At 47.8% G+C, this 17,001-nt stretch carries 16 protein-coding genes; 7 read left to right on the top strand and 9 right to left on the bottom strand.

All coding sequences use genetic code 11. The features are described from left to right. Positions 1-153: 153 nt before the first annotated feature. The 6 genes from BLW34_RS00080 to BLW34_RS00055 all read right to left on the bottom strand — a co-directional run bounded on the left by BLW34_RS00080 (position 154) and on the right by BLW34_RS00055 (position 6,037). Complete coding sequence (locus BLW34_RS00080) at positions 154-2,091, bottom strand: nitric oxide reductase activation protein NorD (protein ID WP_090574159.1); 1,938 nt, start codon at positions 2,089-2,091, stop codon at positions 154-156. A gap of 3 nt (positions 2,092-2,094) precedes the next feature. Continuing rightward, complete coding sequence (locus BLW34_RS00075) at positions 2,095-2,919, bottom strand: CbbQ/NirQ/NorQ/GpvN family protein (RefSeq protein ID WP_090574157.1); 825 nt, start codon at positions 2,917-2,919, stop codon at positions 2,095-2,097. Positions 2,920-2,931: 12 nt separating this feature from the next. Further along, a complete protein-coding gene (locus BLW34_RS00070) occupies positions 2,932-4,278 on the bottom strand; it encodes a cbb3-type cytochrome c oxidase subunit I (protein ID WP_090574155.1) in 1,347 nt (448 codons plus the stop codon). A gap of 32 nt (positions 4,279-4,310) precedes the next feature. Then, positions 4,311-4,763, bottom strand: a complete 453-nt coding sequence (locus BLW34_RS00065; protein ID WP_090539025.1) for a c-type cytochrome — start codon at positions 4,761-4,763, stop codon at positions 4,311-4,313. 421 nt (positions 4,764-5,184) lie between these two features. Beyond that, entirely contained in the window at positions 5,185-5,835 is a 651-nt protein-coding gene (locus BLW34_RS00060; protein WP_090574153.1) for an MT-A70 family methyltransferase, read from the bottom strand. A gap of 1 nt (position 5,836) precedes the next feature. Continuing rightward, on the bottom strand, positions 5,837-6,037 hold the full coding sequence (locus tag BLW34_RS00055) for a BglII/BstYI family type II restriction endonuclease (protein WP_090574151.1): 201 nt from the start codon (positions 6,035-6,037) through the stop codon (positions 5,837-5,839). Positions 6,038-6,268: 231 nt separating this feature from the next. Between BLW34_RS00055 and BLW34_RS00050 the strand changes: the two genes are divergently transcribed. Continuing rightward, positions 6,269-8,041, top strand: coding sequence for a hypothetical protein (locus BLW34_RS00050; protein WP_090574149.1), 1,773 nt, complete (start codon positions 6,269-6,271; stop codon positions 8,039-8,041). Positions 8,042-8,437: 396 nt separating this feature from the next. On the opposite strand, the gene BLW34_RS00045 is transcribed toward BLW34_RS00050, so the two are convergent. From BLW34_RS00045 to BLW34_RS00035, 3 genes are all read right to left on the bottom strand, one after another. After that, the gene (locus BLW34_RS00045; protein ID WP_090574147.1) at positions 8,438-8,935 is read right to left on the bottom strand and encodes an NUDIX hydrolase; all 498 of its coding nucleotides are present in this window, start codon (positions 8,933-8,935) and stop codon (positions 8,438-8,440) included. 49 nt (positions 8,936-8,984) lie between these two features. Continuing rightward, complete coding sequence (locus BLW34_RS00040; RefSeq protein ID WP_218138694.1) at positions 8,985-9,485, bottom strand: macro domain-containing protein; 501 nt, start codon at positions 9,483-9,485, stop codon at positions 8,985-8,987. 114 nt (positions 9,486-9,599) lie between these two features. Then, a complete protein-coding gene (locus BLW34_RS00035) occupies positions 9,600-10,370 on the bottom strand; it encodes an alpha/beta hydrolase (protein WP_177165902.1) in 771 nt (256 codons plus the stop codon). Positions 10,371-11,043: 673 nt separating this feature from the next. On the opposite strand from BLW34_RS00035, the gene BLW34_RS00030 reads away from it, so the two are divergent. From BLW34_RS00030 to BLW34_RS00005, 6 genes are all read left to right on the top strand, one after another. Next, positions 11,044-11,514, top strand: coding sequence for a BON domain-containing protein (locus BLW34_RS00030; protein WP_090574141.1), 471 nt, complete (start codon positions 11,044-11,046; stop codon positions 11,512-11,514). Positions 11,515-11,941: 427 nt separating this feature from the next. Then, positions 11,942-12,190 carry a GlsB/YeaQ/YmgE family stress response membrane protein gene (locus BLW34_RS00025; RefSeq protein ID WP_090574139.1) on the top strand — a complete coding sequence of 83 codons (249 nt, stop codon included), beginning with the start codon at positions 11,942-11,944 and terminating at the stop codon, positions 12,188-12,190. Positions 12,191-12,350: 160 nt separating this feature from the next. Next, a complete protein-coding gene (locus BLW34_RS00020; protein ID WP_090574137.1) occupies positions 12,351-12,476 on the top strand; it encodes a DUF3096 domain-containing protein in 126 nt (41 codons plus the stop codon). 58 nt (positions 12,477-12,534) lie between these two features. Beyond that, entirely contained in the window at positions 12,535-12,897 is a 363-nt protein-coding gene (locus BLW34_RS15385) for a hypothetical protein (protein WP_143037832.1), read from the top strand. 371 nt (positions 12,898-13,268) lie between these two features. Further along, positions 13,269-15,227 (top strand): Clp1/GlmU family protein, encoded by a 1,959-nt coding sequence (locus BLW34_RS00010; protein ID WP_090574133.1) that lies wholly within the window; start codon positions 13,269-13,271, stop codon positions 15,225-15,227. 267 nt (positions 15,228-15,494) lie between these two features. Next, on the top strand, positions 15,495-16,097 hold the full coding sequence (locus BLW34_RS00005) for a hypothetical protein (protein ID WP_256203504.1): 603 nt from the start codon (positions 15,495-15,497) through the stop codon (positions 16,095-16,097). The last annotated feature ends 904 nt before the right edge of the window (positions 16,098-17,001 follow it).

Here is a 17,001-nt window from a genome sequence, read left to right as displayed (position 1 = left end):
TCTGATTGTATCTAGGAAGTCCTTTAGTTTTTTAGCTGCATGCCTCAGGGTCAGGTCCAGAACTAAGAATTCTTATCCTTGCAAACAATAACCCCAGTCGTCGCTCTTATTTTTCTTGATTCGCGCCCCCAATGCTTTTATAGGATCAACTGGTCACCCTACCAATTGCTGGTAAATAATAGGAAGAACATGCGAAAGGCGATCAGGTCGGCCCACAATGGCGTAACCCCCCTTACCGAATAGATAAGGGAAATAATCCTGCGCCTTGCGATCTATCGTAATGCCGAAAACTGCAAGACCTGCTCTCCGGGCTTCCAGAATTGCCTGTCGGGTATCTTCAATACCATAACGGCCTTCATAATAATCCAGATCGTTGGGTTTACCATCGCTTAACAAGAGAATAAGACGGTTACGTTCAGTTCGCTTGTTGAGTAGCTGCCGGACATGGCGCAAAGCCGTGCCCATACGGGTGTAGTAACCGGGACGCAAGGCGGCAATGCGCCGCAATACCTGACTACTGAAGGCTTCATCAAAATCTTTCACGGCAGCCACCCGTACATAGTGCCTTTTGCGTGAAGTGAAGGTATAAACCGCAAAGGCATCTCTACAAATGGCCAGACCGGAAGCCAGTGTGATCAAAGCCTCTTTCTCAATATCAAGAATACGCCGACCGTTAATCCAGCTATCCGTAGATAGTGATACATCCACCAGTATGGCTACAGCCAGATCACGAGCCTGCTGGCGCGCCTTTAGATAGACTTGGTCAGAACCATTTCCATTAGCAAAGAAATCACAGTGTGCACGCACCAGCGCATCCATATCCAACTCAGCACCGTCCAGCTGGCTACGTAAAATCTCACGACGGGGCCTTAATGTTTCAAATTGGCGCTGGATTTTACGAAAACGACGCCTGGCTTCAAGATCAGGCACCCATAACTCATTTCCTTCCTCAGCATTCTGAAAAATAACCCGGCATTGTTGCGCATGATAATCTTTGCGTCGATAATCCCATTCAGGATAAGTCAATTCGGAAATCAGAACAGCCGGATTGACGTCGTCTGGCGCAAGATCAAGATCAAATTTGAGCTTGGTCGCAGCCTGGCGCTGATGTGGACTCAGCGTGATTTCTTCGATCGTCTCGGCGACCTCCTTGGCGGCATCTTCATCGTCATCCTGCACAGCGCGATTAACATTGACCATTTCGGACCAGCTCATGAGTTTCTCAAAGCGATTCAGCAACAGCGGATCATCCCGTTCGCTTTGCTCGTATTTTTCTCTTCGGCCCTTTTTCTTGCGATGATCCTCATTTTCCTGATGACTACTGCCGCCGTCATCCTGATCTGAGGACTCTGCCATCGCACTTGATGAAGTTTTACTTGAATGGATTTCTCCCCACAAAAGAACGGGCAGGAAAGTATGGTAGTGCTTCGCGGCTTGCCAGCGTTGGAAATCAGGCTCAGGCTGCATGACGGCCTGTAAGAATGCTTCACTGAGAGAATTTGAACCATGCTTCCCTAATAATGCCTGGATGACGATTTCGATTGCCTGCTCTTGCCCGGAAAGCAGTCGATGTGGTCGCTGCTCACACAGCGCCTTGCAGAGTTGCTGATAATCCTGAGCGAGCCCGGGATAACGCTCAACTACTTTTAAACAGTTCCAGTAGGCGCTATGCAGAAAAGCGAGATCAGCTTGCAATGGATCATTCAGCGTCTCACCGAAGGAATCTTCAGCTACGGAAAAATAAGCAGCCAGCCAGAAATAAAGCCGCCGGTTTAATGCGGCTGATGGAAAACACGCAATGGTTGCAGGGAGTAACATCCGATCGGCATTACATTCTATCCGGGGCAGGCATTCCTGATCCATGCCCAGGCGTTGTCGCAGTTTCAGGCGATGCCCTGATGATTGCGGCATCCCTGCTGCTAAAACTATGCCAGGCGCGCCACCCAGGCCTCTAAAAAAAACACTCAGCGCAGAACGCAGCGAATCCAGCGTGACAGCGGCTTCTTGATAATAGGGGTAGCTATCCGCCTTTCCGACGAGGTGGTGCCAATAGCGGCCAATTTGCTCTTCCAGCTCGATGAATTCCCACATACTTTAGCCGTAAGTGGCACGTATCAGTTCCAACAAGCCTTCTTTGACGTCAAGATCATCACAAAGCGGTTCCACCAGGGCAGTTTCAGCCGCCTGGAAAGGATCCAATCCATTTTTAATCAGAATGGCACAATAGACGAGCAAACGGGTGGACACGACTTCTTCCAGATCAACCTCCTTCAGCGCCCGTAACCGTTTCCCAAGATTCACCAAGGGTATGCAATGTTCCACAGGCAAGCCGCTTTCACTGGATACAATTTCGACTTCTGCTTCAAGCGGGGCAAAATCAAAACTGATGGAAACAAAGCGCTGACGCGTACTCGGCTTTAATGATTTCAGGATATTCTGATAACCCGGATTATAGGATACCACCAGCATAAATCCGTCAGGTGCTTTCAAGATTTCACCGGTGCGCTCCAGCGGCAGAATCCGGCGATCATCTGTCAATGGATGAAGCACCACGGTGACGTCTTTGCGCGCCTCCACGATTTCATCCAGATAACAGATGCCGCCTGTGCGCACGGCTTGTGTCAACGGGCCATCCACCCATACCGTCTCGCCTCCTTTGAGAAGATAGCGCCCCGTCAGATCAGCCGCGGTCATGTCATCGTGACAGGAAACTGTATGGAGTGGACGCCCCAGCCGAGCTGCCATATGGGCTATAAACCGTGTTTTGCCACAGCCCGTTGGTCCCTTGATCAGCAGCGGCAGTTGCTGCCGATAAGCCACTTCAAATAATGTACATTCATTACCGACTGGCTTATAAAACGGGACTTCTTGCAGCACGGCTGGTGCGTGTGATGCCTGTTGAAGCTGGAAATGACTCATGATCAATGACTGTTATTGTGAGCGCGATTGTGAATACCTTGAAATCGTCACCTGTTCCCGGACGGGACCCAGCGCTGAATAAATAAAGAGTACCGCTCCAATCAGAAAGCATAGACCTGCCCCTAGCCGGAACCAATAGAACAATTCAATTTGTGACTGGATTTGCATAAAACCCATCGCCAGCACACGCTGAAGATGGGTCTGCAGGATACCCGCGAACGCAAGCGTCAGCGTCATGAATACCATGGCGCCTGTCATGAACCAGAAACTCCACATATTCAGAATCTGGTTGAATGGCTGCAATCCCCGTAAAGCAGGCAAAGCATAGGTAAAAAAAGCCAGATTCAACATCACATAGGCGCCATAAAAAGCCAGATGCCCATGCGCCGCCGTCAACTGAGTGCCATGGGTATAGAAATTGATCGATGGAAAACTATGCATGAGGCCTAATACCCCCGCCCCAAAAAAAGCCATGACCGGGCAACCCAGGCTCCAGAGTGTTGCCGCTTTATTGGGATGGTTGCGCCCGCTTTGATAAACGAGATAAAAAGCCCACAGGATCATAGCGAAAAAAGGCACAACTTCCAGAATCGAGAATACTGCGCCAATCCAGTGCCAGTATTCCGGCGTACCTATCCAGTAATAGTGGTGGCCGGTTCCCAGCAAACCACTAAACAGAGAGAAACCAACGATGACGTAGAGCCACTTTTCTATCACTTCACGATCTACACCGGTTAGTTTAATCAATAAGAAGGCCAGCATGGCTGCCATAATCAATTCCCATACCCCTTCAACCCAGACGTGCACAACCCACCACCAGTACAGCTTATCCAAGGCCAGATTGTCCGGATTGTAAAAAGCAAAGAGGAAAAATAGTGCAGCGCCCCAGAGACCCAGCAGCAAAACAATGGAAACGACGGTTTTTCGCCCTTTAAGAACCGTCATCGTTACATTGTAAATAAACAATAAAAAAGCAATAACCATCAGAATCTTGATCCAAAAAGGCTGCTCCAGTAACTCGCGCCCCTCATGGATCCCGAAAAGATAACCGACAACGGCAGCTAAGGCGGCAAACACAAAGATCCCAAGCTGCAGCGAGGCTAGCTTGGGGCTATGGATTTCACATTCACTTTCTTCTGGTATCAGAAAATAACTGGCTCCAAAATAGCCTAGCAGCAGCCATACCAGAAGAGCGTTGGTATGTATCATTCGAATAATATGAAAAGGAACGGCTTCTGACAGAAAATTCGGAAAAACGTAAATGGTGCCAGCAAGCACCCCGGCTAATACCTGAATCAGGAATAACGCCAGCGCAGCTACAAAATAGGGATAAGCAAGTTTCTGGGTCTGATATTTCATCATGAATCTCCTTAAGTAAATCGCACATGCAATCAGCCAGCATCATTTGGGGGCCAGCCCAGTGTATCGATACGACTCGTCCATTCAAGAAAATCAATTAAGTCATCCAGTTCCTGTTCTGTCAGATTAAACTGTGGCATTTGCCGCCGCCCCGCTACGCCTGTAGGCTGGGCGCGCATCCAGGCTTTTAAGCCCATGCGCGCGCCTTCCGCGCTTTCCCGCCCTCCGTAGCGAACCCACACATTTCCTAATTCCGGGGCAAAGTAAGCACCCTCACCCAGTAGCGCATGACAATTAATACAGGAATGACGCTCCCACACATGCTTTCCTCTGACAACGGCCTCGGTCAGAGTGGATTCATCCGTTGAAACATTTTTGATATAGAAGTGGCTGTGAACTGTTAAAAGCGTGAAAACCACCAGAAAGAAAATTGAACCGCCATAGAAAATATTACGTGCTGCGGACTTGGTAAAATGCTCTGCCATACCTCCCCCTTGTTCACAAACGGTTAAAATTTACGTATCAGTTATATCCAATTTTGACCATAATAATCATATGGATAAATGATTTCTCTAGAAACCGTCTCAGATTCTAACGCAAGCTTCTTACAATGAGAAGCAATGTTTACTAAATCGATGCCGGGAGAAAAATGATTGCTTAAATGAGTGGATTCTCTCCCATTTTCCACATAATTTAACGTGAAAGAATCCGCTCAAAAGACGAAATCATGGCCTCCAGAAGTAAATTAATAAAGCTGAGGCTGGCACACACCGACGTTAGCTTATATTCAAATCGGCGGTCTGTTGGTTATATGGGCCGTTAGATTCTTCATCGACGTTTGCGGTGTGGTTAGGAGAATGCGCCGCAAATACCATACAAGCTTGCCGGACCGCTTCGTTAAATGGATTACGGCAGTTTTCTTTGCTTCTTGAAAGAAACCACATTTGACCGCGAATGATTTGAATAGGTATCCCAGGTAGGGGCATATTCCTCGGCTTGGTTACCCCATACAAACCACCCCTCTCTAGGTCCTCTCGCAAAAAACTCAATATACGGACCTGGGCTGCATGATTCGATTATTTGATACTGTTCATCAGGTTTCCGGCTATGCTCCCTCTTCTGGGACGAAATGATATTTTCCTGGCTTCGTCCGGCTTGTAATGTTCGGGCGTTTTTCCCTCTTACGCCAAACAAAATCATTTCCGTCACATTGCGGAAGTAAAAGCCAACCCCTCGCCTATCGGGTCCGCCATCTTTTCTGATCTTGTACCAGATTAAATTTGTCTTGTAGGTAAAACCCCAGTGCTCCATCACTTGTAGCCCATCCGGCAACAGCGCATTCGGCACCCACAAATAAAGATGCGCGGTATCTTTTACGATCGCCTCAACAGGCAAATCTTTAATTTCCTGCAAGGTCATGGTCGGATACCGGGATAGTCGCTTATGTTCAGGCGCCATTTTCCCTGTGCGGTTTTGAAATTGCCAAGGGGGATCAGCAAGCACTGTAGCAAATTTTCTTTTTCCCACCTCTTCAAGGAGATCATCAGATGCACTCATATTATTCATCTTCTACATAGCATAATCTTGAAATACCCAAAACCAGCACAGGACATCCACCTCCACCGCCCCCTTCAATTCGTGGAAGAAGCTTACCCAGATGGGTTGTTGAAGCGCCATAGGATGCCCCTCTGCCAAGTTCATTGAAAATATCTTGAAGATCGTCACAATGCGGTTCCGAAAGCAATCGCACAGAGCGCATAACCTGAAAAAATGAGCTTGCGCGTTTCGATACGACGAGTCAGTAAGTTTTAGCAAAATTTCGTTTTGGCGCAGCCATCTATTTAACGTATACGTCTTAACACATTCTTCGATGAGAGTGGCTGAGATTAAGTCTGTTTAAAGCGCTATTCTCGAAGAGAGATCAGTGTAGGTTTTCTTTTACGATCCGCTAGTAAGCTTTTATCCCTTTATCTTAATTGGAAGAAACACTATGATCCTACGCTCTCGTTTATTGCTTAATATTCTGATGGGTATTGCCTTAAGCAGCCTGCTACCTGTTGTTCATGCGGATAGTTACGAACCCACTGGCATCGATTCTATTTTGTATTTTCAGGCTGCTATCAAGGATGCTGAATACTGTTCGATGACCGTTAAAAACGGTGAGTTGGTTGCCATCAATAGCAGTACCGGCAAGGTACTGAGCAACGCTGCCATGACCTGCCCGGATATGTTTTCCTGGAAGCTTTTTGCCGATGTGATTCAGGCTAAATTCTGGTCAAACTGGGCTGACGAGAATGACAACTGGCCAGCGCAGCCTTATGCGCTTTGCCAGCCTGGCCAAGCACCTGGTAAAGATGCTTGTTGCCAACCTGGGTCAGCGAACAACGACTCTGATCATTGCCCAGTTTATCCGGGGGCTCAGCACGCCACCAAACTCAAAAGTTTGACAGATGCTTTGGCAGAAGAAGCGCAAAAGCTAGCGCGTGATCCTGCCTTGCAGCGTGACACCCGCCTGCCATTCCATGACACGCTTAATCCCCTGAGTCGCATGGCCAAACTCCAGTCTATAAAGAAGACTGCCGACACACCGGTACCTTCCTGTTCTGCGGTGCCGGTTGAGGGTAAGACCGAAGATCTGGTAGCAGACATCATCAAGAAATTTAATCCAGCCGATGCAGAAAGTACTGGCCGCGTCATTCGTCAGACCAATGCCGAACTCACCATCCGCAACAAGGTATTCCATGATTACTTGTTCACCAATAATTTATATAATGCCAACGGTGTGATCGATATATTCAAGGTCAATCAGAAAAATCTACAAACAGAAGCGCCCTACCGTCGTGCCAATCAATCTTCCCTGGATGGAAAACCGGGCGCGTTGTCCCGCGTGGATTTGCCGCCGGATGCCATCATGATCAAGAGCAACTGGCTGCACCATGATCTTGCTGTTGCTCTGGGGTTGCCAGATGATCCCAAGCAGTACATCAGCAAATTGCTGCAGACACAGATCGATCTGCAGGCGCTGGGTATCAGCAAATCACCGCTAACTTGCAATCTGGAAGGCATTCATCACCTGGTGGCGTTCCATATTTCCTCTAAAGATATTCCCAATTGGGTATGGACTACCTTCGAGCATACTAGCCTGCCCGGTCGCTGCGATGTCACCGGCTGCAATGATGCTTATGGCTATGCAAGCGGCGACAAGAATCGCCCGGCTGGTACCGCAGACAATTATGCCAAACCCAATCAACATAGCGATCAGTTGAACTCGCCCAGTATCGTGTTCAATCCAGACAAAGGTTATCCGTTGGAAATGATCCGTCCGGAATGGGATAAACTGCTCGCTCAATTAAATATCGGCAGCGGTAGCAGTACCAGTCAGGTTGAACCTGACCCAGAGGATATCGCCTGGCGTAACTTCCGCCTCAAAGGCTCGCAAGTGGAGTTTGTCAACTCAATGGGTCAATCGACGCTATTGGGTAATTCGGTGACCGAGGCAGGCTTTATGGATGGTTCGAGCTGCATTAGCTGTCACGCAAGAGCGGGGGCGGCACTGAAGAGCGATGGCTCAGCTAATTTCCTCGCGCTCTCGGTGTTCGAACGCAATCTGACCGACTTTGGCTACGCGCGCAGTCATCATGGCATTCCTGATCCGTTCTGGTTCTACAACGATAACAACAACCGGCCAAACATGCTGGTAATGCAAACAGACTTCATCTGGGGCTTCCTCAACGCTCGCCCTATCGTGTCCAGTAAACCATAGAAGCAATCCCAAGCTGTTTTCAACCTGCGCAGCTCGATTGCGCAGGTTGAAACGGCTGCACGTTACGATAGCGACTAACGGGTATCCGTCTCGAGAAAATGGGCTAAAGAATTTGTGGACAACAACGCTTATGAATTCAAATTGGCAAGATTGGTTGAATCATCCAATCCAGTAATATATGACATCCCAAAATTACTTTACGATGCCATTGCGTCGGTAGTCTACGGACATAATCCGGAAGTCGATCAATCGACATGTACATACGAATTGGGTGAGTTCAAATATTTCCATACATCACCGTCAATTCCTTAAACGATCTCACTTCTTGCCGTCCAGTTAATCATAAAATAACTGAGATCTCGTTACTGACCTGATCAAATAAAACAGGGTGCTTTGTTACTCAGAATCATGCGGCGCTCCTGCATTTTTTGGCGGGTAACCAAGCCGTTCCATTAATTTTCCGAGAAACGCTTGCTGCCCTGCCAGGATCTTTTTCCTGGCCTCATGAATCTCAAACCACTGCCCTTTATCGACTTCGGGAAACTGCTGAATTACACCGCTCTTGGGTGGCCATTCAAGATTAAACGTGTTACTGACGATCTTGGAAATGTCGAAATCGTGCGCTAAGGCCCATGCATGCACAATTTTCCGACTGGGCTGCTTGACTTCCCCAAGGTCGATAAACGCTCCATCAACCTCATCCCCTGTCTCTTCTCGAAACTCTCGCTTGGCCGCATCGAGCGGTTCTTCATCTTCCTGGTAGATGCCTTTAGGTATTGACCACGCGCCATCGTCCTTCTTTGCCCAGAAAGGCCCGCCAGGATGAACCAGCATGACTTGCAGTTCGCTTTCAATAAAGCGGTACAGGATGATGCCTGCACTATGAACGCTCATAAGTCACCATTGCAACACTGTTCATTTCCGGCCTTTTGCAACCCCTGAATCATGCTTCTGCGAACTCGCCGAGAACTTGCTCGTATAGCTGTTGATCCGCATTGCTAAACAAAACAAAGCGAATATGCTTAACGGTCAGAAAATTGGGAAGCCTATCGAAGATTACCTTGAGAGCGATCCGCACAGCCGGTTCCAGAGGGTAGCCGAATGCGCCCGTCGAGATTGCAGGAAAAGCGATGGATCTGATGCCATGGTCCTCGGCTAGTTGCAATGCATTACGATAACATAAGGACAGCAACTGATCAGAAGGCTCGTCTACACCATAGACCGGCCCAAGACAGTGGATAACATGGCGGTTCGGCAGATGATGCGCTCCAGTGATGACCGCCTGGCCGGGCTGGATAGGTGCGAGCTTGCGGCATTCTTCCTCGAGACCAGGGCCCGCCCCCCGATGGATTGCGCCTGCCACGCCGCCCCCGGTCTGCAGCATCGCATTGGCTGCGTTGACAATCGCCTCCATATCGGGTTGAACTGCAATGTTCCCCTGCACACATTCAATGGTGACGCCGAAGAATTCACGCTTTGTCATAAATTGCCGCCTCCTCTCGCAGGAAATTGCCTTAGCCTCATCGCAAAACCCCGATTGAATGACGCGTTTTATGTTTTATATTCGGAAGGCATTGACACGCGAGTCGTAGCTAAGTCCCTCGACATCTTCGCCACGCCGGCCATTCAGAACATGGTCAAAGAACTTCCTTACCGTGTCATTGGTGTCTTCACCCCACAATTGATGAATCTTGCCGACCTTATCGCCTTCTGTAAAATCAACATATATCGCATTGGTTGCGTCGAGTGCTCTTACCGTCCTGCCAAGCCGATCCTTTTGTAAATTTGCGTCCGACCAGCCGAGAATTTTGTCGTTTTCATTGATGGTAATATAAGTCCTTTTCCCAACCTGGATATTCTCCACCCACTTTCTGTGCCCTTCATTGCCACAATCTGCCTCCTGGCAAAGAACGGCATTCGTAAACATCCGCGTTTCGCCATCGTATATCGTACTTTGCACGTAATTCTGAAACAGGAAATTCCCCATGCTGTATGTCATGAAATTGAGAGAAACATCACATTCGAGCTGCGCCTCCTTATTAAAGGGTATCGCCAAGTATGACGCCAACTTTTCAAATGCATTATCCAACGCGCCCGTAGACACTTGGGCAACCCGTTTTACTGTCTTATATTCTTTTATTATGATGCCGCCGGTATTGGACGGCCAGGAAAAAAGAACAACTTCAATTTGGTAGCGCTCCTGCAAAAGCCATCCTTGCTCGATGGTTTCCGCGAATGGTTTATTGTATCCATGCACAAAGAACAAGCAATTCTTTTTGTTCTGCTTGCATCGGTTCAGAACGGCTTCAAACTGTGTTTTACTGGGCAAATTATCGGGACGAGGCGTTCTAGGCTCTTGAACCAGTTCCAGCTTCCATTGCCCTCCTTCCTTATAAGGGTTTGCCAGCCGAATTTCATTGGGTCTTTGCTGTTAAGCTGTTCACCAAAAGCATTTTCGTTACTAAAACCATTTTTATCAAATTCCGGCTTTAACCCGAATATTTCATAAATTCGCGTGATGATCACGCAGGATTTTGATTAATAGGGAAGTTTTGAGAAGGAGTGGTGCAGTGATTCATACACCCGACTGAGCAAAATCTTTCCTATTAATCAAAAGGCAAGTGAGGACGCGTGCCAATTTATGAAATATTCGGGTTAAATTACGATTGCTAATAACGAGCATGATCCATACTCCTTTATAGGCTAAGAACTATCAACGGCTACAGACAGGCATACCTTGTCGGTCAAGCATCACGCCTCGAGCTGAAGCCGGAGCCGCATAAAACCCTAAAAAAATTTTAACCACGGAACCCATTGCAGTCTGTGCGGTAGCGTACAGACTGCACTTGATGTGTTTGCTAGAATTTGAGCAGGGTTTAAAGTGTGCCGTGAATTTAAGCAGTGATATTTTCTTTCTCTGACACTTTTTCGCTCACTTGAGTGGTCATTACGTAAGTTATGCGCACTTTCGGAAATCAATTAACAATTTAAGGAGAAACTAAATGAAAGCGACAAATGAGCGTAGGCTAGGTATTTCAGCAAAAAGACTTTCTATGATTATTAGTTTATTTGCTGTTCTCGGACTAGCGAGCTGTCAACAGAAAGGTCCAGCAGAAAAGACGGGGGAAAAGTTAGATCGCTCGGTTGAGAATGCTGAACAAAAGATTGAGCAAGGAACAGAAAAAGCAGAAAGCAAACTTGACGACGTCAAAGAGTCGATAATCGAGAAAACTGAAGCAAGTGGCCAGTACATCGATGACTCGGTTATTACCCTAAAAATTAAGACAGCAATTTTAAACGAACCCTCTCTGAAGGTATCCCAAATCAAAGTAACGACCGCTGATGGCGTAGTGCAGCTGAGCGGAACGGTTGATTCCCAGCAAAGTATCGACAAGGCAATAGAGATGGCCCAAAGCCAGGATGGTGTGAAATCAGTACAAAGCGACCTGACTGTAAATACAGCCGGTAATTAAACTATCGTCTGCTGAAAACAGGCGGTAATTTAATCAGAATTGCTTGAAACTTCGCAAGCTAGTGGATCGCTTCAGTAAAATATATGCAAATACATCGCTTGACCTAATCTTGTAAAATTCATATTTTAATCAATTGCTTGTCAGCTAGACAAGCTCACCGAGAACAGTGAATGTTTTGTTGAAATGATCTACTAATCGCCAACTATTTTACTTATCGCCGTTAGGCGCGTGCGGATACGTGAGGAAACATACTTTGCAGTTCATTTCTTCATAGAGAAGCCCACAAGCAACGCGCCTATTGCCGTGCAAACTCCTTAGAAAGGTTGAGAGTGGACTATATCTTCCATTATGTACGGTACCACATAAACAGTGTTTAATTTTGTCATTAAAATTTAAACAGTGGTCGGATTAACAAGAGGAGAAACCAATGGACTTTGTTGGGTTATTCATTTTTCTCATAATCGGCGCAGTAGCTGGTTGGCTGGCTGGAATATTTATGAAAGGAAGAGGCGCTGGTCTACTGGGCAACATCATTTTTGGCATTGCCGGCGCCGCTGTGGGCGGTCTTTTGTTCAGTCTATTAGGGCTCATCGGTTCAATAGTGACCGCTATAGCAGGCGCCGCAGTACTGCTACTTTTAGCTGGCGTTTTCATGAAGTCTAAGAATCAATCCTGAGCTCATAAACAAATCTGGGCATCGGGTCCCTGATCGACGCAACGTATGTTGGCAATCTGGCTTAATCACTCCCAACAGCATTATGTGCGATACCGTACAGACAACGTTCGACCGTACCTCTAAAGTGCTTCTATATTTTTGAGGTGAGGAAGGAATCTTCATGAATATCGCTATCGAACCTGTATTAGCACTCGTGATCGGTATATTAATTTTGCTGATACCAAGATTTTTAAATTATTTAGTGGCCGTGTATTTGATTGTCGTAGATATCTTGGGATTAATTTAACATCACCTTGCGTTAAAGGAACGATCCCGGAGAGCAAAGCAGAGAACACTGATGATCAATGAGCCGCATCACAAGCGGGAGTAGTGCTTTGAATGTAATTTTTGCTGTGATGTCATTGGCTTGCTTCATAACCACCAAGCAACGGGAGAGTCTGCTCACACATTCTCTCGCTCATGGTTGCAGGTTTAAATACAAATCCATCAAAAAGGTTGCCCATAGGAGAAGCCTAAGATCCAACCCAATGCGCTACGGGACTGGTCAGAAATTCACCCACGAGGACGCCATCACCGCCTACCAACAATTTATACTGCGGTTTGGTGCGCTGACAAACTGTACCGGCAACCCCACTGCCTCAGCCACCTGCTGCGCCGGCATGATTTTACCCCTGCCGCACATCCATCATCTGAATAACGTATCGTGACTCCGTCAGTCGCTGAGCAAGGATTTTGCATTGAAGATCACACAAGTAAAGCTATTTCCGGCATTGTGTATTAACCCGAATATTTCATAAATTGGCACGTGCCCTCACTTGCCTTTTGATTAATAAGAAAGATTTTGCTCAGTCGGGTGTATGAATCACTACGCCACTCCTTCTCAAAACTTCCCTATTAATCAAAATCCTGCGTGATCATTACGCGAATTTATGAAATATTCGGGTTAACCGTGGGAAGTCATGCAAATCTACTGGCCAGGCCCAATAGACTGCCCTGCTTATAAACGCTTGGAATTAGAATACGACGAAAAATCAGGTGTAATATCATCAAACATTTTGCGCACGAGGAGCAAAAATGCATGCATGGCGATACTAAACCCAGTTTGCCCGTTTTAGCCTGTTGCGCGGTTGATATCACCAATACCGTGTTAAAGCAAAACCGGCGGGTGCTACTGCATGGTCCGCCCGGCGTCGGCAAATCGACCTTGGCAGCACAACTGGCGCATGAGCTTTATAAGACTGGCCAAAGCTGTTACTGCCTCTGCGCCGACCCTGGCTCGCCCGCCTTTGGCCTGCCAGGCGCCGTTTCTCTCGGCAGGTGGCAAGCGGATGGCTGGCAGATGGGCAGTTATGAGGCTACCTGTAGTCTCGATGCAGGCCGTTTCCGCCTTCCGCTGGTTTTAGCAGTACGGCGCCTCATGCAATCATCCTCGTTGGATAACGAGGTGCTGTTAATCGATACTCCCGGCGTAGTACGGGGTGTTGCCGGCAGCGAATTGTTGCAGGGCTTATTCGAGGCGGTGGCCGCGGATACTGTGCTTGCCTTGACTGTGGCTGATCGCGCCCCGTCGCTGCTTGATGAATTGCGTACCTTGACAACCCAGCTCTATGTCGTCCACGCCAGCACGGCGGCCAAGCGCCCGGGTAAACGCAGCCGCGCCCGCCAGCGTACTCAGCTTTGGGATAACTCTCTTAAGAACGGTATCGAACATACACTCGATCTCAATCAACTGAATATCATCGGCATGCCGCCGCCATTGGGCGAGGTCAGCGCTTGGGCAGGCCGGCAGATTGCGCTGTTATATCGCAATCAGACACAAGTCATGGCCGAAGTGAGACGTTTGCAAGGAAATCAATTAACCGTCAGGCTACCCTACCTACCGCAAGTTTTTGATGGTTTATTGCTCCGGGATGCGCAACGTTCAATCAACGGCTTGATGGAAACAGCTGTCCCGTTTGCAGCGGAACCGCTTGAATACCAGTCTCCCTCCGATACCGCCGGATCAACCGTGCAAGATGGCGGATTGCGTGTCATGGGCCGGATCGGCCCAGTCGACTTCTGCCTGGTCAATGGAATTCTGGGTGATCCGCTGCTGCACGTGCGCTTGCTGCAACAAAAGCGCAGTCTGCTGTTTGATCTGGGAGAGGGCGTGCGCCTGCCGGCACGCATTGCCCATCAGGTAACGGATGTCTTTATCAGTCATGCTCATATCGATCATATTGGCGGATTCATGATGTTACTGCGCTCGCGGATTGGCCCGTTTCCGCTCTGCCGCTTGTATGGACCGCCAGGATTGGCCCAGCACATCGAAGGATTCCTGCAAGGCATTCTGTGGGACCGAGTAGCGGAGCGCGCGCCTTGCTTTGAGGTAGGGGAATTACATGCGGATCATCTGCTGCGTTTTCGCCTGCAGGCAGGCCGGGGAGCGCCTGTGCCGCTCGGTGAGGTCAAGTTGAAAGCGGGCGTGATCCTGCAAGATGCAGGTTTCCGTATTCGCGCACAGCGACTGGATCATCACACGCCGGTGCTCGCCTATGCATTCGAACCGACCATGGAGATCAATATCCGCAAGGATTATTTACAAGCACGTGGCTTAAAGCCAGGGCCCTGGCTGGCTACATTGAAAAACCACCTGCTGGCCGAAAATGATACAGCCATCATCACCCTGCCTGACGGAACGGTAGCGCGTGTCGCCGATGTCGCAGCGGACCTGACCCTGATCAAACCAGGCAAGAAACTGGTTTATGCGACCGATCTTGCCGACACTCCGGACAATCGCCAGCATCTACAGGCTTTAGCCCAATACGCCCACACCTTTCTCTGCGAAGCACGTTTTATGGAAGCCAATGCCGGGCAAGCAGCTCAGACTGGCCATTTAACCACGCGCGCGTGCGGTGAAATCGCCATGGCGGCTAAAGTTAGCCGACTGATACCCTTCCATTTTTCACAGCGCTACGCTGACAAACTACAAGAGGCTTATGACGAGATTCATGCCGCCTGTTCGCGCGTGGCCATGCCGCCATCCATGGCAAGTTAAGCGAGTATACCTTTCCCAGTATCCTGCCCACTCTGACGCCTTTTTTGGAGCATAAAATTTAACCTTGTGTTTTCTTTGCTCTTCTACGTGTTTCCACGTATTTATTTACCGCCTATTTCTCGATATCTTTCTATAAAACAAGCTAGGAACATACGCGGAGCTATCCTTTAGCCTGCCTAGAGCAATCGAAGCTGCTCCAATGAATCGGTTCATTGATTCCTCAGCAGAAAAAAACCAATAAATAACGACAAGGAGCGAAAATTTATAATGAAGAAAATAGTTAAAGCGCTTTGCTTAGGCGTGGCATTAGTTGGATTGCTATCAGCTTGCTCAACCACCCAGAAAATAACAAATTCGCTTAGAACCGCAACTGAACAACTGCTGATCAGTGAAGCGGCAATGCGTAGTCTTCCTAAACAGCCCGCGTTGTCTTTGCCTATTCCGCAGGGTGCAACTGTAAAACTTGATGTTTCCGGAATAAGTGCGGATAAGGATATTTTGCGGGGAATTATTGCCGGATGGTTGGGGCAGCAAGGCTATACGGCTCAGGAAGGTACGGAAAATGCTACCTACCGTATCAATGTAGTGGTAAATTCTCTGGGAACTGAACTGGGAAATACTTTCTTTGGAATTCCACCCATCCAAGGTTCTTTGATACCCATTTCATTGCCTGAATTAGCCTTCTATAAAGCAGAATACCAGACTGGCTACGCAAGTTACCATTTCGATATTTTTGAGTTGCCATCCGGCCGATTTGTTGGATCTTCTTCTCCGTTCCTTGCAGACACTTTTTATAATGCATACACGGTGTTATTCCTGTTCACTTTTAAAAGGACTGATCTGGTTTCTCCTCCGCTTCTTCACAGATAGGAGCATCTCGTACCCCATTGCAGCAAGGCCAGACAAAACCTAATTTTTACCGACAAGTATGGAAAGCGTCGGGAGAACATTGATTCCAAGCAATTAACCCGAATATTTCATAAATTCGCGTGATGATCACGCAGGATTTTGATTAATAGGGAAGTTTTGAGAAAGATGGGTGTAGTGATTCATACACCCGACTGAGCAAAATCTTTCTTATTAATCAAAAGACAAGTGAGGGCACGTGCCAATTTATGAAATATTCGGGTTAATACAATACTCAATCTATTCATGTATATCAATCGGCAGCCATTCAGCCGATAAATTCTTCACACTGCTGAATGGATGACACGCTTTGCGCGCTTGTTGAATCATAAGCGGCGATATCCGTTGCAGTAATCGAAAGAGCAATCTCCGGGTATTACTGTCGCAAAACAAAGGACCACAGCAATCCCAAATCGAACCTTCCCGTCGTCGCCGCCCATTTAATTTTTTTGTTAATCTGATAGCCAGACTGGTGGCTTACATATTCCGGGAGAAGAAACCCTCACTTAATATCAGACCCTCACAAGCTCTTCCAGTCGCGCTGATGTGATCTTTATGTCGAACTCACGTTATATTACTCACGAAAGCCAAAAAAGATTGTTGACCTGGGGCCGTAGCCATGCAACAACGTGAATGGATTGATGGCCTTTGGAATATACTCATCACACTTCAAAATTCGGCAGCTATACCTTCTCCCGCTGGGAGAAGATACTCTCTTATTTCGCAACCATTTTTGGAAAAATCATGCCGCCTCCATGTCGAAGAACTTGCTACCGTCAAAGGGTTGTCTGTTGTGTAACATGCCATAAATGGCGTGCAATAATTTTCGCATGACTGCACATATTGCTTGAATTTTTTGCAACCCGCG

The sequence above is a fragment of the Nitrosomonas sp. Nm58 genome, from assembly GCF_900107335.1.
GTDB lineage: Bacteria > Pseudomonadota > Gammaproteobacteria > Burkholderiales > Nitrosomonadaceae > Nitrosomonas.
The sequence above is the reverse complement of the archived record's forward strand: the minus strand, read 5'-3'. Positions and strand labels throughout refer to the sequence as shown.

What these genes read in the sequence shown, in the direction of transcription:
- BLW34_RS00080 (WP_090574159.1), bottom strand. Translation starts at nt 2,091, where the DNA reads ATGTGGGAATTCATCGAGCTGGAAGAGCAAATTGGCCGCTATTGGCAC.
- BLW34_RS00075 (WP_090574157.1), bottom strand. Translation starts at nt 2,919, where the DNA reads ATGAGTCATTTCCAGCTTCAACAGGCATCACACGCACCAGCCGTGCTG.
- BLW34_RS00070 (WP_090574155.1), bottom strand. Translation starts at nt 4,278, where the DNA reads ATGAAATATCAGACCCAGAAACTTGCTTATCCCTATTTTGTAGCTGCG.
- BLW34_RS00065 (WP_090539025.1), bottom strand. Translation starts at nt 4,763, where the DNA reads ATGGCAGAGCATTTTACCAAGTCCGCAGCACGTAATATTTTCTATGGC.
- BLW34_RS00060 (WP_090574153.1), bottom strand. Translation starts at nt 5,835, where the DNA reads ATGAGTGCATCTGATGATCTCCTTGAAGAGGTGGGAAAAAGAAAATTT.
- BLW34_RS00055 (WP_090574151.1), bottom strand. Translation starts at nt 6,037, where the DNA reads ATGCGCTCTGTGCGATTGCTTTCGGAACCGCATTGTGACGATCTTCAA.
- BLW34_RS00050 (WP_090574149.1), top strand. Translation starts at nt 6,269, where the DNA reads ATGATCCTACGCTCTCGTTTATTGCTTAATATTCTGATGGGTATTGCC.
- BLW34_RS00045 (WP_090574147.1), bottom strand. Translation starts at nt 8,935, where the DNA reads ATGAGCGTTCATAGTGCAGGCATCATCCTGTACCGCTTTATTGAAAGC.
- BLW34_RS00030 (WP_090574141.1), top strand. Translation starts at nt 11,044, where the DNA reads ATGAAAGCGACAAATGAGCGTAGGCTAGGTATTTCAGCAAAAAGACTT.
- BLW34_RS00025 (WP_090574139.1), top strand. Translation starts at nt 11,942, where the DNA reads ATGGACTTTGTTGGGTTATTCATTTTTCTCATAATCGGCGCAGTAGCT.
- BLW34_RS00020 (WP_090574137.1), top strand. Translation starts at nt 12,351, where the DNA reads ATGAATATCGCTATCGAACCTGTATTAGCACTCGTGATCGGTATATTA.
- BLW34_RS15385 (WP_143037832.1), top strand. Translation starts at nt 12,535, where the DNA reads ATGAGCCGCATCACAAGCGGGAGTAGTGCTTTGAATGTAATTTTTGCT.
- BLW34_RS00010 (WP_090574133.1), top strand. Translation starts at nt 13,269, where the DNA reads ATGCATGGCGATACTAAACCCAGTTTGCCCGTTTTAGCCTGTTGCGCG.
- BLW34_RS00005 (WP_256203504.1), top strand. Translation starts at nt 15,495, where the DNA reads ATGAAGAAAATAGTTAAAGCGCTTTGCTTAGGCGTGGCATTAGTTGGA.